The organism is Aquimarina algiphila (assembly GCF_947494415.1).
GTDB classification, from domain to species: Bacteria; Bacteroidota; Bacteroidia; order Flavobacteriales; family Flavobacteriaceae; genus Aquimarina; species Aquimarina algiphila.
On sequence record NZ_CANLVC010000006.1, the window covers coordinates 858735 to 876417 of the forward strand.

Here is a 17683-nt window from a genome sequence, read left to right on the forward strand (position 1 = left end):
GGTGGGGGAATTCAATTAATATTTTTGATAGTGCTTTTTAGTGGAGTTCTATTATTTGAAATAAAGGAGAAAAAGTACCTGTTTTTAAATGTTTTTTTATGCTGCCTTTGCCTTCTTATATTAGAAATTTTTGACTACCATTTTTTTGAAATAGATTTATTAGAATCAACAGTTAACTACAGTTATTATTGTAGTTTGTTATTATCAATTTTTGCGGCTACTTGTATAGCACTTCTTTATGCTATTCAATATGGAGAGCAACTTAACAGAAAAAAAGAAGCCCTAAACGATGCCAAAGAATTAGAGAAAATTATTCATTATTTTTCAAATTCTCTATACGGCAAAAATACAGTAGACGAGATACTTTGGGATATTACTAAAAATTGTGTAGGACACTTAGGGTTTGTAGATTGCGTAATATATATATTAGATGAGAGATCACAAGTGTTAAAACAAAAAGCGGCTTATGGAAATAAAAATATTAGAGCTCATGAGATATATAACCCAATAGATATACCAGTAGGAAAAGGAATTGTAGGATATGTAGCAAAGGAAGGTAAACCATTACTTGTTGAGGATACCACAAAAGATACTAGATATATAATAGACGATAACTCGAGACTTTCTGAAATAGCGGTTCCCATTATTATAAAGGATAAGCTTATAGGAGTAATTGATTCGGAACATCCAGATAAAAAATTCTATACAAAAAAACATCTTAACGCATTAAAAGTTATTTCAGTTTTGTGCGCAAATAAGATAGCAGGTACTTTAGCAGAAGAAGAAAGAGAAAAAGCATTACGGATTAAATTATTTGCCGATCAATTAAAAGAAATAGATACATTAAGAACAAAACTTTTTGCTAATATTTCTCATGAGTTACGTACACCACTTACCCTTATGAAAGGTACTATAGAAGACCAGATGGAACAAAGTCCAGCTGAGGGATGGAAATTAATGGAATCGCAAACTAATAAGTTATTAAGATTAATTAATCAATTATTAGATTTAACAAAATTAGAGTCGGGTAAATTCCAGTTAAAATTAGAATCTAAATGTATTTATAATTATATAAGAGCCCAAGTAGGTATATACACTTCGTTTGCTACTAAAGGTAGTATAGAAATAATTTCACATATTCCAGAAGGTAAACTATATGTTGAGTTTGATGAAGATGCTATGGATAATATTTTATCTAATCTAATGTCTAACGCCATAAAATATTCTAGTAAAGGAGATAAAATAGAATTTATAGTAAACTATAAAGACAATGTTTTAGAAATACAAGTAAAAGACCAAGGAATAGGTATAAATGAAGAAAGTCTTCCCAAAATTTTTGACCGGTTTTATCAAGCAAGTAATACTGTAGGAATAGGAACAGGGTTAGGATTAACATTAGCCAAGGAATTAGTAGAACTTTATGGAGGGCAAATTTATGCAGAGAGTACTATAGACAAAGGGAGCACTTTTTTTGTTAAACTTCCTTTTAAAAGAATAGCAGAAGATGAGTTAAAACCAGCTGTTGTATATGTATCTGAAAAGAAACAAAAACGACATAATTCTAATGAGACAAAAAACGATGTTAAAGATAAATACATATTGGTTGTAGAGGATAATTTAGCATTAGGAGAGATGATTGTCAATAAACTAAAACAATCTTATAAAGTAGCACATGTACTAGATGGGAAATTAGGAGTAGAAGAAGCTAAGAAAAATTTACCAGACTTAATCATAAGTGATGTAATGATGGAGGGGCTTAATGGGATAGAGTTATGCTCACAATTAAAGTCATACGATTTAACAAGTCACATTCCTATTATATTACTTACTGCAAAAACGGACACAGAAACCAAAATATTAGGTTTAAATACTGGTGCAGATGATTATTTATTAAAGCCGTTTAATACAAAAGAACTCAAAGCTAGAATTGAAAATTTATTACAACAACGTAAACTATTAAAATCACAATATAAAAAAATTATAGATTTAAGCCCTAGTGATATTACAATTACAAATAATGAAGAGATTTTTGTTAAAAAGGTTATTACCATAATAGAACAAAATCTTGATAATAATAATTTCGGAGCAACTGAACTTTGTAAAAGTTTAGGTATGAGTCGTATGCAATTACATCGAAAAATCACTTCGCTAACAGAGTATTCGACTAGTTCATTTATTCGATATATTCGACTTCAAAGAGCCAAAGATTTTCTTAAAATAGGTGAAACTGTTTCCCAAACAGCATATAAAGTAGGGTTCAATAGTTTGTCATATTTCACAACTGCTTTCAAAAAACAATTCGGTAGCTTGCCTTCAGATTTCAATTAGTTTTGAATTTTAATGCTTTGATAATTATTGGATTATGTTTAGTGTTACAATAGAGTAAAAGATTGTTACATAACTAAAAATAATCTTTTAATATGAAATGCATCTTTGTAAGAAAAGAGGCATATGGAATATTTGAACTTTATAGTTGCATTACAAATTGTATTTTTATTTAGTATTCTTTTTTTTAAAAATGATATTATATTAAATAAACTTTTAGCAGTTATTTTTTTAGTCCCTTTGCTAGTTTTTGGATTTAATATTTTGGATATACTAAATATAAATACAATCTTTTATGGGGATTTGTATTTTCTTATTAATGCAATCTCTTATCTTTTTGCCCCATTAATATTTTATTATGTGAATAGGATGTGTGGAAAGAATATAGTTATTACACATCCATTATTTGTCATAAGTATCTTCATTATTTGTGGTGATCTATTTTTCTTTTTTAAATACTTAGCGATGGACGCTATTTCAAAAGAAAGTTATGTGCTAGCTATAAAAAGAGCAGAATTTCCAATAGAAATAGTTGCCTTAAAAGGGTTGTTTATGCTAATGCAATTATTGTATTTTAGTATTGGTGTCTATCAAGTTTGTAAATTCAAAAAAAAGGTATTTAATCTATTTTCTACAAAGAGCAAGGTTAAAGTCAAATTCACACAGCGTTTTATTATTATAGTATTTGGATTTAAGGTTGTTTCAATACTCACGTATCTTTTAATGCCAGCTAGTTTTCTAGATTTGGTGATTTCCCCTTTTTTAATATTTTTCTTAGGAGTTTTTATAGTGTATAGCGCTTTTAAATATCCAGTAATTTTTGATGAAGATACTTACAAGGTATTTTTAAAAGATTTAGAACTTGTTGATAAAATACCATTAGTTTATAATGAAAGTAGTGAAGAAAAATCAAGATCAAAAGTTGTTTTACAAGCAAAAACCATTACCAGTTTTTTAACAAAGAGCGAAGCATATTTAAAACCAGAATATACAATTTACGACCTTTCTAAAGATTTAGGTTTTTCTACTACCGAAGTATCTACTGCTATTAATAAAGAATTATGTAAAAACTTCTCTCAACTAGTCAACGATTTCCGGATAGAAGCATCAAAAACCATCTTACTAGAAAAATATAACTCTTTCACTATAGAATCTATAGCAGAATTGGTAGGTTTTAAAAGTAGAGCTTCATTTTACAGAGCTTTTAAAAGTGTAATGGGTATTACACCTACACAATACCTAAAATTGGTTAAGGCAGCATGAAAATAAGTGAATTATAAAGCTGTAGTAACCAACAAAATTTGTCTCAAAAAAATAAAATTGAGACATATTGCAAGCTTATTATCTGGTTTCTAGAAGGTTGTTTGTCTAGTTTTGAAGTTGCCAATCAAGTATAAATTCTTTCTTAAATAACAACACCTATAATGTTATACATACAATAAAAAGGCAAAGTAGGTATTGTGAAAAAGCATACACTATATAAATATAGTTTATATAGTTGTCTAAGAAATATTTGGTATACCTCAATTAGAAAATAAAAATGAAAACAATTAAAAAAGCAACGAGAGTAATTATAGCCATTATACTAATAATACTAAGTAGTTGTAGTAAAGATGATGATGCCCCTCAAAATAAAGAGCCACAAGTAGCAAACCAAGAATTTACTATTGCAGAAGATGTAAAAGAAAAAGAAGTATTGGCAACCATAGTGGTAGTTAATACAGAAAACGACCCCCTTACTTTTAGCATTACCACTAATGATAATGATTTATTTACCATAACCCAAAAAGGAGAATTAACCCTAGCTATTGGCAAAACGTTAAACTATAATATAGCACAGTCACATACCATTATAATAGAAGTGTCAGACGGTACAAATACTACAGCAGCTAGCATTACTATAACAGTTACCAATGTTGATGATGTTTATGCATTAGGAACAGAAGAAAACAGCGCAGGCATAAGAATACCAATGCTTTGGAAGAATGGCGAAGCCACTGTATTACCATCTAACACTGCTAATCAAACTTTTGCAAAAGCAGTTGCCGTTGCAAATAATGGCGATGTATATGTGGCAGGCTATGAACAAAATGTATTAAATTCTTCTGCTATCCTTTGGAAAAATGGAGAAGTGATACAACTAGCAGATCCTAATAAAATATCAATTGCAAACGATATTTATATTATAAATGATGATATTTATGTGTCTGGTAATGAGGTTGTTGTTTTTTCGAATCCTAATGGAACAACATCATCTGTAAGTACTGCCACTGTTTGGGAAAACGGCGAAGCGACACATTATACAAACGTCGAAAATAGAGCAACTCAAGGAAAATCCATTTATGTATTAGGTAATGATGTGTATGTTGCAGGAACTATAAAGGGACTTGTTGGAAATTTCCCTGTATTTTGGAAAAATGGAGAACTCAATATTCTTTCAAATGGTAACGTTGCAGAAGCCACCGCAATATATGTTACAGAAGATGATGTTTATGTAACAGGTTATGAAATAAGTACTCCTTCTGTACCTATACTTTGGAAAAATGATGAAGATACTGTATTACCTCTAGGTACAAATAGTGGTGCTGAGCCACAAGATATATATGTATCAAATAATGATGTATATGTTGTTGGTTATCATGGGGATACTTCTAATTTTTGGAAAAACAATACGCTTGTAAATGGTTTAAATGATGCTGCCTTTATCTTTTTTAATACAGTACATGTTTCAGGTAACAATACGTATTTAGGTGGTGCAGAGTTCAATACAACTAAGCAAAAAAACATAGCTACTATTTGGAAAAATGAAGAAAAAATACCACTTACAGATGGTAGCAATAACGCTATCGTAAATGATGTGGTTGTAAAATAGGAGACTATAAATACATATAAAATCACTAAAAAATTTAAATAAACAATAAAGTATATGAAAACCTGTAACACCTATATACCACCATTAAGCTTTAATGAAGCACCTACATTTCAACCAGAGAAATGGGATGAGGTGCTTCATTTTTACAACACCAAACAATATAGCCAAATACTACCCACTATATTGGCATATGTAAACCCTGGTTTGGAACATAAAAAAACAAATGAAGGGTATATCATCCCGCACGGTTCGGTAACCGTTTATATAAACCAAACAGATACGACATTAAGTGTAAAATGTCCATTTTTGAATATAGAAGAGGCTAAAAAAACACCACTATTACGCCAGTTGGCAGAAATGCGTATGTATCCTTTAAACCTAACAAATCTGGTTTTAGAAAATAATGAAGTGGTGTTTTATTTTAAAAGCCCCTTGCATCTTTGTGAACCTTATAAAATATACAATGTACTAAGAGAAATATGCACTTTTGCTGATAGTTATGACGATGAGTTTATCGAAAAATTTAATGCCAAAAATTTACAAGAACCTAAAATAGAACCCTACCCAGATACAGTAAAAAATACAGCCTATCAAAATTACCAAGCTATTATAGAAGATGGTTTGGCACGTTACAATTATTATATGGCAAAACGTTACGAAAACGATGCTTGGTATGTATTCAACATTACCTTTAAAAAATTAGACTATTGCATCTCACCAAAAGGCTATTTAAAAACCCAAATAGAGAATGCTATAAACGCATTTTGCAACCGTAACATAGCATTCCACACACGTTTACACCAAGCCAAAGAAGACTTGTTAAAGTTAAAAGCATGCTCATCAGAAAAATTAGGAACCAACTTATACAAAACAGAAACGTTTATACCTACCAAATACAACGGTAAAAAAGAAAATGTTAGAAAGGATTGGGAAGGTTTATATGCAGATGTAAAAGATATGATGAGCAGTTCTAATAACGAAGGTGCTTGCCTTTGTATGTTATCTGGTTTTTACAATATGTATTACTACAATTTAGTAAATGAAGATATAAGTAAACCTCTTGTAGAAGCCTTAAAAAAAGCTAGCAACCTTAAATTTAGTGAAGCAGCGCCCATATTATTTAATGGTATGAAATCGGTAATGGAAGACACCGTAGAAGAGAACGATTATGGTATGGATCTCTCAAAAGCAATGGGGAACAAAATACAACAAGCCATGCAGTCATTTCAAAACATCATGAAATCAACAAACTAAACAACACAAAAAATGAGTATTTCAAAAAAAATACAAGATTCTATATATCGTATTAATACATCTCAAGGTACAGGTACAGGATTTTATAATACCGAGCATAACATTATTATTACCAATTACCATGTTATAGAAGGAAACACCTTGGTAAGTATAGAAGACCAAGAAAAAAATAGATACTTAGCCAATGTAATGTATATAAACTCAGGCAAAGACCTTGCTTTTTTAAAGCCAAAGGATTTACCAACTCCTATAAATACAGTAACTGCATCACAAAATAACGAAACTTTTACAGGTGATAAAGTATTGGTGCTAGGGTATCCGTATGGTATGCCATTTACAGTAACAGAGGGTATTGTATCTAACCCACATCAAATAATGAATGGGAGCAATTTTATACAAACCGATGCTGCTGTAAACCCGGGTAATAGCGGGGGGCCAATTATTAATAGTGCAGGAGATTTGGTAGGGGTAGTAACCTCTAAGTTTACTAATGCCGACAATATGGGCTTTGCCATTCCTATGGGTACACTACATGAAGAATTAAGTATTGTGCCAGAATTGCAAAGTAATACCTTAACAATGGCGTGCCATAGTTGTAATGGTTTAATTGCAGAAAAAACAAACTATTGCCCTAATTGTGGTACAGATATTAATGAGAAAATGTTTGATGATACACCACTATCAGAATTTTCGGTAAAAGTAGAACAAGCCATAGCTAAATTAGGGATATCACCTGTTCTAGCAAGATCTGGTAACGAGTATTGGACCTTTCATCAAGGTAGTGCCCTTATCAAGGTATATGTATGTGAGAGTAATTACTTATTTGCTTCTTCAGCGTTAAACGATTTGCCAAGAACAAACTTAGATAAGTTATACCAATACATTTTAACAGAAGATACAGGTGTATATCAACTATCCATTTCCCAAAATAAAATATACCTCTCTTATAGAATTCATATAAGCGATTTATATACCGAAAACGAATTAGAAATTCTTGAAAACCTTGCCAGATTAGCAAAAAAAGCAGACGAATTAGATGATGTTTTTGTAAACAATTTTGGTGCAAAAATGACACATTTAAGTAAAGTAATATAAAAGAGCATAAAGATGAATGTTAAAACAATTATAGATGAATGGTCAGTAAAAGATTTAGAAGATAATACTTCCCTTAGTATAAAAATATATGGATGCACCCAAATGGGGAATCAATCAAGACCAGGAATTCAAGTTCGTTATATGGGTAAAATGGTAAATTTTGAACCTTTAACTGTAGAACGTTGGTTGTATAAAGCTAGTAAAACCAATCAAACAGAAATGTTGTTAAGTAGACATTCTTGGACAATACATGAAGATAGGTATGTAAAGGTATCTTTACTTACAAATACACCATTAAAAGCTAAAATAGAGGTAAAAACACGTAGTTCACAACCAAAAATAAAAGAATATGAGTTGCCTTTTACTATTGAATAACAAAAATTAGTGATAATGAAACTAGTATTTATAGATAAACGAGAAATTACAGATGTATCACAACTTACAGAGATTCAAAAAAGACAATTAGAAGAAGTTGCAACTAAGTATGATAGGAATTATCTGTCAGCAGAAATTCTTGAAAACCTTGCCGGGTTAGTAAAAAAAGCAGACGAATTAGATGATGTTTTTGTAAACAATTTTAGTGTAAAAAACACACATTTAAGTAAGGCAATATAGAATCTTAAAAATAAAAGACTTTCAAGTTTAACACATTTAAAAGCCTTGGTAACCCTAAAAGCATGATTTTTTTTAAGAAAATAGACAAATGGTATGTTAAAGACCTAGAAGATAATTCAGCTATAGAAGTAAAAGCATATAGCTGCACAGAAATGGGGAATGATGCAAAACCAGGAATTCAACTTACCTATATGGGTAAAATGATAAATTTTGAACCCATAGCTGTAGAACGTTGGTTGTATAAAGCCAGTAAAACCAAACAAACAGAAATGCTGTTAAGTAGTCTTTCTTGGACAGTACATAAAGATAATAGGTATGTGAAAGTGTTTTTACTTACAGAAACACCTTTAAAAGCTAAAATAGAAGTAAAAACACGTAGTTCTCAACCAAAAAAAAGAGTACGAATTGCCTTTTACTGTTGAATAAAAACAATAAAAATGATGAAACTAGTATTTACCCAAAAACAAGAAATAACCAAGGCTTCTCAACTTACCAGTCCACAAAGGCAACAGTTAGAAAAAGCAGGAGAAAAATATGATGGCAAGTCACATGCCGTAAAAATAAGACTTCAAAAACCAGATGATTATAACGTGGAAGACCCAAGTTTTGCAGGTATGTGTTACTATTATAAAATAATGGAAGGTAATATCTATAAATACGATGCATGGATGTATAAACGAGATAGTGGTACTTTCTTTAAAGCAGGTACTACTGAAATAGTTGGCGAAATTATACAGTTTGACCCTAGTATTTATGATGAAGTTTTAAGAAATAAAATAGGTATGGCAATGGTAGAAGCTAACCTGCTACCCAAAAAAAGTTCTACATACAAAAAGTTTAAAGAAATGCTAAATGAGTAAGAAAGACATATAGTTTTAAAATAATAACTCTTCATAATTATGGCTTTAAAATTTACAGATAAACGAGAAATTACAGATGTATCACAACTTACAGAGATTCAAAAAAGACAATTAGAAGAAGTTGCAACTAAGTATGATGGAAATTACCTGTCAGCAGAAATGCGTCTAGAAAAACTGGAGCAAGAATGTTATAACAATAAAGGAGAACTTGGTTTTTCTGGTCATTGTTATCATTGGAGAGTAACCGATTTTAATGACACCTATTTGTATGATGCATGGTTGTATATGGTAGACTTTAGAACATTTTTTAATGCCAATTCAACCGAAAAAGCAGGGTTGTAAGCATTTAACTAAAGTTTTATTTATGACTCTCTAACGGTTGTAAATAAAAAAGAAATGAGTGTATTATAACTAGAACATATGCAACAAAAACAGCTTCAAATAGCAAGGTTTTCACATGATAGAAAAGGATTAGAGAAAACATAACTTATAGAATGTGATGAAGAAGGTGATCCGAGTTTTTTTAGGTAATTGTTGTTTGTGGCAAATAACAAGGAATGATAAATATTTGTATGATAATTGTTTATCCATGGTAGATTACGGTACATTTTTTCAAAGCTAATACCACAGAAATTGTCGGGCAAGTAACTCAGTTTTACCCTTGTGATTTCAGTTGTCAATTATTTAGTATAGTACAAAAACAAGCATGAGAGATGCTAAATTATTATAAGAAATGAAGCAAGACAATATAGCGAATACATTAATTAATTTATCAAATAAAGAGATAAACCTATATCAAAAAGTAAAAAAACTTTATGTAGCCCCCACCTCTTTTAATAATCAATTTATACTAAATAATATTTATATCCAGTACCAAGACATACATGCAGAGTATGTGGTATTAGCCAACAAGTCAATAGAAGCTTTAAAAAGGGCAGTGTTCTTACAATGGTATGCTGTAACAGAGCCGAGTTATTTAACAGGAATATCAAGACTTAATAAAAACGCAAAACAAAAAAGCATCATAGAATTAAAAAAACAAATAAAAACAGTACCAGAGAAAGAATTACGCTATATGTTAAACTATTATTTACTCTGGGATTATGTTTTCACTTCATTAACAAAAAGTGATGTAAATCAGGTAAGTATACCTAATATGAACACCAATAATCGCGGGCAAATGGGAATATATTGGAACTCGATTTTAAAACAAAAAATAATATAGTATTGAAATGATTTTAGATAAAAGACTTGACGAAATAGCATCAAAACTTAAACGCTTAAAAAAATATGATAAGAAATTAAAAGTTTTTGGAACAGATAGCCATAAGTATAAATCGAAAAAAGTAAGCCCCAAAAAGCTAGCAAAACTAGAAAAGAAGTTAGGAATAGAATTACCAGAAGCATTTAAGCTCTTTTTATTAAAAATAGGTACAGGTGCAGGACCAGATTATGGAATATTTAAATTTAAGAGAATGGAGCAAGAATTAGAAATTTGGAAAAAATATTTGCGCGAACAAAATCCTAATAAACCGTTCGATTTATTGAATACAGATGCAGAAGAACTTATAAAAAAGAAAATAGAAGATGAAAAAACGTATCACTATAAAAGGTTAAAAACTGCTAACGGTGTTTTACCAATTGCAACAGAAGGATGTACCTACTATTTCTATCTTGTTTTATCGGGAGAACAAAAAGGTAAAGTTTGGGGTATAGATGTTGACCATTATAATACAATGCCCGCAGGATTAACTAAAGAGTTTAGTTTTTTAGAGTGGTATGAAAACTGGTTAGATATATCATTATCAAAAAGGAAGAAAAAATGATATTCAAAGCAAACAAAATTTTTGAACAAGAAAAGAAAATAAAAACCATGAAAACAATAAAACACACACTATACACTTTTACTTTATTACTTTTAATAACCAGTTGCAGTAAAGACGATGGTCCAGCAGGACCACAAAATCCAGAACCAGAAAACCCTGTAGCACAAAACACAGCACCAGAACTAACAGACCAAAGTTTTACAGTAGCAGAAAATATAACTGATACCACGGTAATAGGTGCCATAACAGCTACCGATGCAGAAGAAGACGCACTTACCTATAGCATAGCCACTAATAGTAACGATGTATTTAGTGTAACCTCAACGGGAGAATTAAGTTTAACGACAGGTAAACTATTAGATTATGATGTTGCTCAATCTCATACTATTATTGTAGAAGTTTCAGATAATATTACTACCACTAAAGCAACTGTAACCATTAATGTAACAAATAGTATAGATGTATATGTTGTGGGGTATGAAACTAGCGGTACACAGTCGGTAGCCACACTTTGGAAAAATGGGGTAGCATCTTCCTTGTCTACCAATAAAAGTAGAGCAAATTCTATCTTTGTTTCAAATGGTAATATTTATGTAGCTGGATGGGAACATATCACAACGACTGAAGTAGCTACCCTTTGGAAAAATGGAATATCTAGCCCTTTAACCAATTTTAAATCAGAAGCAAATGATGTTCATGTCTCAGGAGATGATATATATGTAGCTGGTTATCAGAAACAAGCCACAGATAGAGCTGCTATCTTATGGAAAAATGGAATAGCCACAGCTCTTCAAGACGGCAAAATGGCGAAATCCGTTCATGTTTCTTCTACAGGCAGTGTATATGTAGCAGGGTATGGACTTAATGCGACCTTATGGACTGATTATATACCTTATGAATTAGATCCTTATTTTTCAGAAGCAAATTCAGTTAGTACTAGCGATAATGGTTTAACATACGTAGTTGGTACGGCTCTCTCTCCTCCTCCAGGAGGAGGTTTTAGTGCTACCTTATGGGTAAGTACATCCCCAAAAGTATTAAGCTTAAATAAATCATCAATAACTTCTTCTTATTATTCAAAAGGGAGTTTGTATATGATAGGTGAAGAGAAAAATATTTTAGGACAGGATTTACCCACTCTTTGGATAAATGAAGATGCTACTACATTTTCTAATGATGCTACCTTAAAGTTAAAATCCATTTTTGTTTTTAATGACGATATATATATCGTAGGAAGTAAGAATAATGAGGCTACCTTATGGATAAATGGAGAAGCTACCAAACTTGGAGGTGCAAATAGCGATGCATTATCTGTTTTTGTAAAACTATAAGAGGAAACAAACCAGGTATTAAAATAAGGAATAAAAAAACCATGAAAACAATGAAACACATATTTTATGCTTTTGCACTACTGTTTTTAGTAACCAGTTGCGGTAAAGATGATGAGGCATCGACACCACTAACTCCAGAACCAGAAAATCCTGTACCACAAAACACAGCACCAGAACTAGCAGACCAAAGTTTTACAGTAGCAGAAAATATAACGGATACCACGGTAATAGGTACTATAACAGCTACCGATACAGAAGAGGATGCACTTACCTATAGCCTAACCACAAATAGTAATGATTTATTTGTATTAACAGAAACAGGAGAGCTAAGCTTGGCAACAGGTAAATTATTAAATTATGATGTTGCTCAAACCCATACACTTACCATAGAAGTAACAGACGCTACAAACACTACCACAGCAAATATTACCATAACGATAACCAATAGCCCAGATGTGTATATAGTAGGTTCTGAGTATAATGGAACAGGTACTATGGCAACCCTATGGAAAAATGGGGTAGCCACTATCTTATCTGATATATACAGTAGGGCTTACGATATTGCCATTTCTGGAGAACAAGTATATATAGCAGGAAGTATTGAAAATTCTGGACTTCAAGAAGCTACTTTATGGAAAAATGAAACGGCTATTACGCTATCTAATGCTGGTAATAGAGCAGAAGCAAAGTCGGTATCTATTACCGAAACAGGAAATGTATATATCGCAGGGTATGAACATGTGGAGAATTACTCAGAATCTTATGTTAAAGTATGGAATGAGAATGGGCAATTAGCATTTGCCACACTACCAAGTATAAATGTTACTAGTAACAATTATATAGGGTGGTCAGGCTCTAGTTCATGCCTTTATACAACAGGCAGCGATGTTTATGTTACAGGATTTGAGAGATTCGGAAATGGTATTAATAGAGCGACCCTTTGGAGAAACGGAATACCAGAAGTAATTGAAGAAGTAAACCACCCAAACCCAAACTCAATATATCCAAACTCAGTATATGTTTCTGGTACCAATACATATGTAGCAGGATCTAAAAATGAAGGAATACCTAGCGCTACCCTCTGGAAAAATGGAGAAAAAACCAAATTATCTAATAGTAATAATATAGCAAATGCAAATTCGGTATATGTATCTGGAAATGATGTGTATGTGGTAGGCAAGGAATGGTTTGGGACACACTTCGTAGCTACGTTATGGAAAAACGATGAAGTTATAAGGCTTACAGATATAGCAGATTCTAGTACAGCTAGTGCTGTTTTTGTGTTAGAAAACGATGTGTATATAGTAGGCTCTATAGCAGGTAAAGCTACTTTATGGATAAATGGAGAAGGTAGAGCACTTTCAAACGCAACAAGTTCACACGCTTATGGGCTTTTTGTAAAACCATAAAAAACCACTTATAAATATAAAAATCATGAAAACAATAAAACACACACTATACACTTTTACTTTATTACTTTTAATAACCAGTTGCAGTAAAGACGATGGTCCAGCAGGACCACTAACTCCAGAACCAGAAAATCCTGTAGCACAAAACACAGCGCCAGAACTAGCAGACCAAAGTTTTACAGTAGCAGAAAATATAACGGATACCACGGTAATAGGTACTATAACAGCTACCGATACAGAAGAGGATGCACTTACCTATAGCCTAACCACAAATAGTAATGATTTATTTGTATTAACAGAAACAGGAGAGCTAAGCTTGGCAACAGGTAAATTATTAAATTATGATGTTGCCCAAACCCATACACTTACTGTTGAAGTAACAGACGGCACAAATACTACAACAGCAAATATTAGTATAGCCATAACCAATACTGTAGATGTATATGTAGTTGGAGGTCATTATATTGGAGGGCATATATCAGCAACTTTATGGAAAAATGGAATACCTACACCATTAAGCACCAAAAGTTCTAATGCAAATTCTATCTATGTTTCAGAAGATGGTGATGTCTATGTTACAGGTTGGGAAAATAATGGAACAAATAAAGTAGCGACCTTATGGAAGAATGGAGAGGCTAGTTATTTATCTAGTAAAAGAAGTGCAGGAAATGATGTATATGTTTCCAAAGGTAAAGTGTATGTAGCGGGATATAATTATAATAAAAACACTAAAGAAGCGACTCTTTGGACAAATGGCTCACCTGCTACTCTTGCTGGTACACCACCTGGTAGTACAGAGGCATTTTCTGTATGTGTTTATAATGATAATGTTTATGTATCAGGTAAGGATTATGCTCCAACCTTATGGGTAAATACTTTACCTAGAAAACTAGATAATAATACTGGTAGAGTTAATGAGATTTTTGTAGTATCAAAAAATAAGATAATTGCTGTAGGCGGAAGGGGTACTACAGAAGCAGGTAGTGTTGCTACATTCTGGAGAGGAAATGAATCCTGGAATACCCAAACACAACAAGAAATACAATTAGGTACATCTTATGGAGAAATAAAATCTATATCCTATTCAAAAGGTAATTTTTATATGATAGGTTATGAAAAAAACACGATAGGAGGAAATATACCAATGCTTTGGGAAAACGATATGGCAACTGTATTTTCTAATGATGTAAGTATAAAATTAAGAGCTATCTCTGTTTTTAATGATGATGTATATATAGTAGGAAAGAAAGGGAATAGTGCGACTTTATGGAAAAATAAGGAAGCTATTCCGTTAGGTTATTTAGAAGGAGAGAATCAAAATTCAACCGCTTTTGATGTTTTTGTAAAACTATAAGTTAATGGCAGTTTGTATGTATCCAACTGTATATCTATATCATAAAACAGAAAAAGGGCACCAATTATATTTAGGAGAATATACTACATATAAGGGGGTGACATTGTTAGATAACAATTTAGAAATAGAAAGTATTACAATGGTTACCACTAACAATAAAGATTATGAATATGCCATAGCAAAAGGCTACCCTAATTTTAAAACAGTACAAGAATTAGCTTTTTTTTTACAACAAACAGAAGCAGTAGATTTTTTAAAGTTTAAAGTCACATTTAAAAATTTTTGCCAATTAACTACGCACGATAATGGGGAGTGCCATTTTACATTTGGTAACAAAAAAAATCTAATACAAATTTTAGAAAAAGCCATACCAGAACAATACAAACTTAAGGTAATACATACAGTATTAGAAAACCCCAATCAATACATTACCATTAATAAAAATGGCACATTAAAGCTATTTAAAACATTTAACCAATACCTCAAAGAAAATTAGAACAATATGGGATTTTTTAATAAACTACGTAACGAACTTATAGATATTATAGAATGGTTAGACGATTCTAACAATACTATGGTACACCGTTTTGAACGTTACCAAAACGAAATAAAAAACAATGCCAAATTAGTGGTGCGAGAAGGGCAAGTGGCTGTATTTATTAACGAAGGTAAATTAGCCGATGTATTTACACCAGGTACTTACGCATTATCTACACAAAACCTGCCCATATTAGCTACCTTAAAAGGCTGGAAATATGGTTTTAACAGCCCATTTAAAGTAGAAGTATATTTTGTAAGTACCCGACAAATAACAGACCAAAAATGGGGTACAAAAAATACCATTACTCTAAGCGACCAACGTTTTGGTATTTTAGAAATTAGAGCCTTTGGGACCTATGTAATTAGAGTAAAAGATGCGCCAGTTTTTATAAAAGAAATAGTAGGTACAGATGGGCACTTTACTACAGAAGAAATCGCAGAACAATTAAGAAGTTTAATAGTTACCCGGTTTACAGACGCTATTGCCGAAGCTGAGTTACCTGTAGAAAAATATGCCGCAAATGTAAATGAAATATCAGAATATGTGCATAAAATTATTAAGCCAGAATTTGTAGAGTATGGTATTGAAGTTACTAAGTTTTTGATAGAAAATGTATCCATGCCAGAAGAGGTTAAAAAAGAAATTTTTGAACTTAGTAGATTGAACGTTGTTGATCTAGATAAGCTTACCAAAATAAAAACTGCAAAGGCATTAGAGAAAGCTGCAGAAAATGAAAGCGGTACTGCAGGAGCAGGTATGGGCATGGGCATGGGGTTTGCCATGGCAAACCAAATGGGACAAACATTTGGTAACCAGCAACAGCAAACACAAAACCAACAAAAAAATGAGCAGCAAACACCACCACCTACCCCACAAACACTAGTATTTCATACTGTAATAAATGGAGAGTCTGCAGGACCTTTTACTACAGCGGTTTTAAAACAAATGATAACACAAAACCAGTTTACAAGAGAAACACTGGTTTGGAAAGAAGGCATGAGTAATTGGGTAGCAGCATTACAAATACCAGAAATAAATGCACTTTTTGGTTCAGTACCGCCACAAATACCACCAAGTACCTAATGGAAAAGCTAGAAGATAAAACAATAGTTACCAATACAGCATTTGGATGTACAGATTGTGGTGCCGATTTAAAATACAAACCAGGAACAACCTACCTAAATTGTGAATATTGTGGTGCAGAAAACCAGATACTACATTTAGATACAAAAATTGAAGCATTTGATTTTGAGGAGTATATAGCAAAAGAAGCGCAGTTAAAAACAGCAAACAAAGCATGTTTTATAAAATGCCGTACTTGTGGCGCATCTTCTAACTTACCACCCAATATCGTATCTGCCTCCTGCCCATATTGTACAACACCTTTATTGTTAGAACAAGCGCAGGAAGAAGAAGTATTACAGCCTAATTCATTATTACCTTTTGAAATAGATAGCAAAGAAGCAAAACATAAATTTAAAGAGTGGATAGGTAGTTTATGGTTTGTACCAAATACATTTAAAAAAGCCACACTTAAATTTAAGCATTTTAATGGAGTATACATTCCGTTTTGGATTTATAATGCTTATGCCAATACACAATATATAGGGCAACAAGGAAACTATTATTACAAAACAGAATCCTATAAAGCTTTAGAAGATGGTAAAAAAGTAACCAAAACACGACAAGTAAAGAAAACAAAATGGCACTCTGTAAAAGGAATGGTTACCAATTTTTTTGAAGATAGGTTAAAGGTAGCCACCAACTCAATACCAGAAAAATATATTAACGAATTAGATTTTTGGGACTTAGATGCCTTAATGCCCTATAATAAAAATTATATAAGTGGTTTTATAACAGAAAAATACCAAATAGGTTTAGCAGAAAGTTTTGAGTTGTTACAGGCAGATTTTGAGCCAGAGATAAACAATACGATACGAAAAGACATCGGAGGGGATACTCAACGTGTTGTATCTAAACAAATAAAGTATACCAATGTTAAATTTAAGCACGTGTTACTTCCTGTGTATGTATGTGCCTATCATTATAAAGGAAAAGTGTATCAATTTTTAATAAACGGTAGTACAGGAGATGTGCAAGGTAAAAGACCATACAGCTGGTTAAAAATAACACTAGCCTCTTTTGTAGCATTAATTATAATTACAATAATATCTATTACAGTGTATCATTATACCAAATAA

The 17683-nt window shown here is 31.8% G+C and carries 18 protein-coding genes; all 18 read left to right on the forward strand.

Annotated elements, in window-relative coordinates:
- Positions 1–195 precede the first annotated feature (195 nt).
- The 18 genes from PQF96_RS12955 (at position 196) to PQF96_RS13040 (ending at position 17683) form a co-directional block, all read left to right on the forward strand.
- Positions 196–2328, forward strand: coding sequence for an ATP-binding protein (locus PQF96_RS12955; RefSeq protein ID WP_271766643.1), 2133 nt, complete (start codon positions 196–198; stop codon positions 2326–2328).
- A gap of 462 nt (positions 2329–2790) precedes the next feature.
- Positions 2791–3588, forward strand: a complete 798-nt coding sequence (locus tag PQF96_RS12960; RefSeq protein WP_271766645.1) for a helix-turn-helix domain-containing protein — start codon at positions 2791–2793, stop codon at positions 3586–3588.
- Between the two features lie 277 nt (positions 3589–3865).
- Positions 3866–5197, forward strand: coding sequence for a hypothetical protein (locus PQF96_RS12965; RefSeq protein WP_271766647.1), 1332 nt, complete (start codon positions 3866–3868; stop codon positions 5195–5197).
- A gap of 54 nt (positions 5198–5251) precedes the next feature.
- Complete coding sequence (locus PQF96_RS12970; protein ID WP_271766649.1) at positions 5252–6451, forward strand: type III secretion system chaperone family protein; 1200 nt, start codon at positions 5252–5254, stop codon at positions 6449–6451.
- Between the two features lie 12 nt (positions 6452–6463).
- Positions 6464–7546 carry a trypsin-like peptidase domain-containing protein gene (locus PQF96_RS12975; RefSeq protein WP_271766651.1) on the forward strand — a complete coding sequence of 361 codons (1083 nt, stop codon included), beginning with the start codon at positions 6464–6466 and terminating at the stop codon, positions 7544–7546.
- Positions 7547–7558: 12 nt separating this feature from the next.
- Positions 7559–7921, forward strand: coding sequence for a hypothetical protein (locus PQF96_RS12980; RefSeq protein WP_271766652.1), 363 nt, complete (start codon positions 7559–7561; stop codon positions 7919–7921).
- Between the two features lie 15 nt (positions 7922–7936).
- Complete coding sequence (locus tag PQF96_RS12985; protein WP_271766653.1) at positions 7937–8161, forward strand: hypothetical protein; 225 nt, start codon at positions 7937–7939, stop codon at positions 8159–8161.
- 62 nt (positions 8162–8223) lie between these two features.
- Positions 8224–8583, forward strand: a complete 360-nt coding sequence (locus PQF96_RS12990) for a hypothetical protein (protein ID WP_271766655.1) — start codon at positions 8224–8226, stop codon at positions 8581–8583.
- Between the two features lie 15 nt (positions 8584–8598).
- Positions 8599–9021: a hypothetical protein gene (locus tag PQF96_RS12995; RefSeq protein WP_271766657.1), complete on the forward strand. Its 423-nt coding sequence runs from the start codon at positions 8599–8601 to the stop codon at positions 9019–9021.
- Between the two features lie 39 nt (positions 9022–9060).
- Positions 9061–9363: a hypothetical protein gene (locus PQF96_RS13000; protein ID WP_271766658.1), complete on the forward strand. Its 303-nt coding sequence runs from the start codon at positions 9061–9063 to the stop codon at positions 9361–9363.
- Between the two features lie 391 nt (positions 9364–9754).
- Positions 9755–10246, forward strand: a complete 492-nt coding sequence (locus tag PQF96_RS13005; RefSeq protein WP_271766659.1) for a hypothetical protein — start codon at positions 9755–9757, stop codon at positions 10244–10246.
- Positions 10247–10253: 7 nt separating this feature from the next.
- Positions 10254–10847, forward strand: coding sequence for an SMI1/KNR4 family protein (locus PQF96_RS13010; protein WP_271766661.1), 594 nt, complete (start codon positions 10254–10256; stop codon positions 10845–10847).
- The gene (locus tag PQF96_RS13015) at positions 10844–12178 is read left to right on the forward strand and encodes a cadherin repeat domain-containing protein (RefSeq protein WP_271766663.1); all 1335 of its coding nucleotides are present in this window, start codon (positions 10844–10846) and stop codon (positions 12176–12178) included. Before PQF96_RS13010 ends, PQF96_RS13015 begins: the two co-directional genes overlap by 4 nt.
- Before the next feature lie 50 nt (positions 12179–12228).
- Positions 12229–13587, forward strand: a complete 1359-nt coding sequence (locus PQF96_RS13020; RefSeq protein WP_271766665.1) for a cadherin repeat domain-containing protein — start codon at positions 12229–12231, stop codon at positions 13585–13587.
- A gap of 25 nt (positions 13588–13612) precedes the next feature.
- Complete coding sequence (locus PQF96_RS13025) at positions 13613–14941, forward strand: cadherin repeat domain-containing protein (protein ID WP_271766667.1); 1329 nt, start codon at positions 13613–13615, stop codon at positions 14939–14941.
- A 4-nt stretch (positions 14942–14945) separates the two neighbouring features.
- Complete coding sequence (locus PQF96_RS13030; protein WP_271766669.1) at positions 14946–15437, forward strand: hypothetical protein; 492 nt, start codon at positions 14946–14948, stop codon at positions 15435–15437.
- A 6-nt stretch (positions 15438–15443) separates the two neighbouring features.
- Positions 15444–16565, forward strand: coding sequence for an SPFH domain-containing protein (locus PQF96_RS13035; protein ID WP_271766671.1), 1122 nt, complete (start codon positions 15444–15446; stop codon positions 16563–16565).
- Positions 16565–17683 (forward strand): DNA helicase PriA, encoded by a 1119-nt coding sequence (locus PQF96_RS13040; protein WP_271766673.1) that lies wholly within the window; start codon positions 16565–16567, stop codon positions 17681–17683. The genes PQF96_RS13035 and PQF96_RS13040 overlap by 1 nt, the downstream gene beginning before the upstream one ends.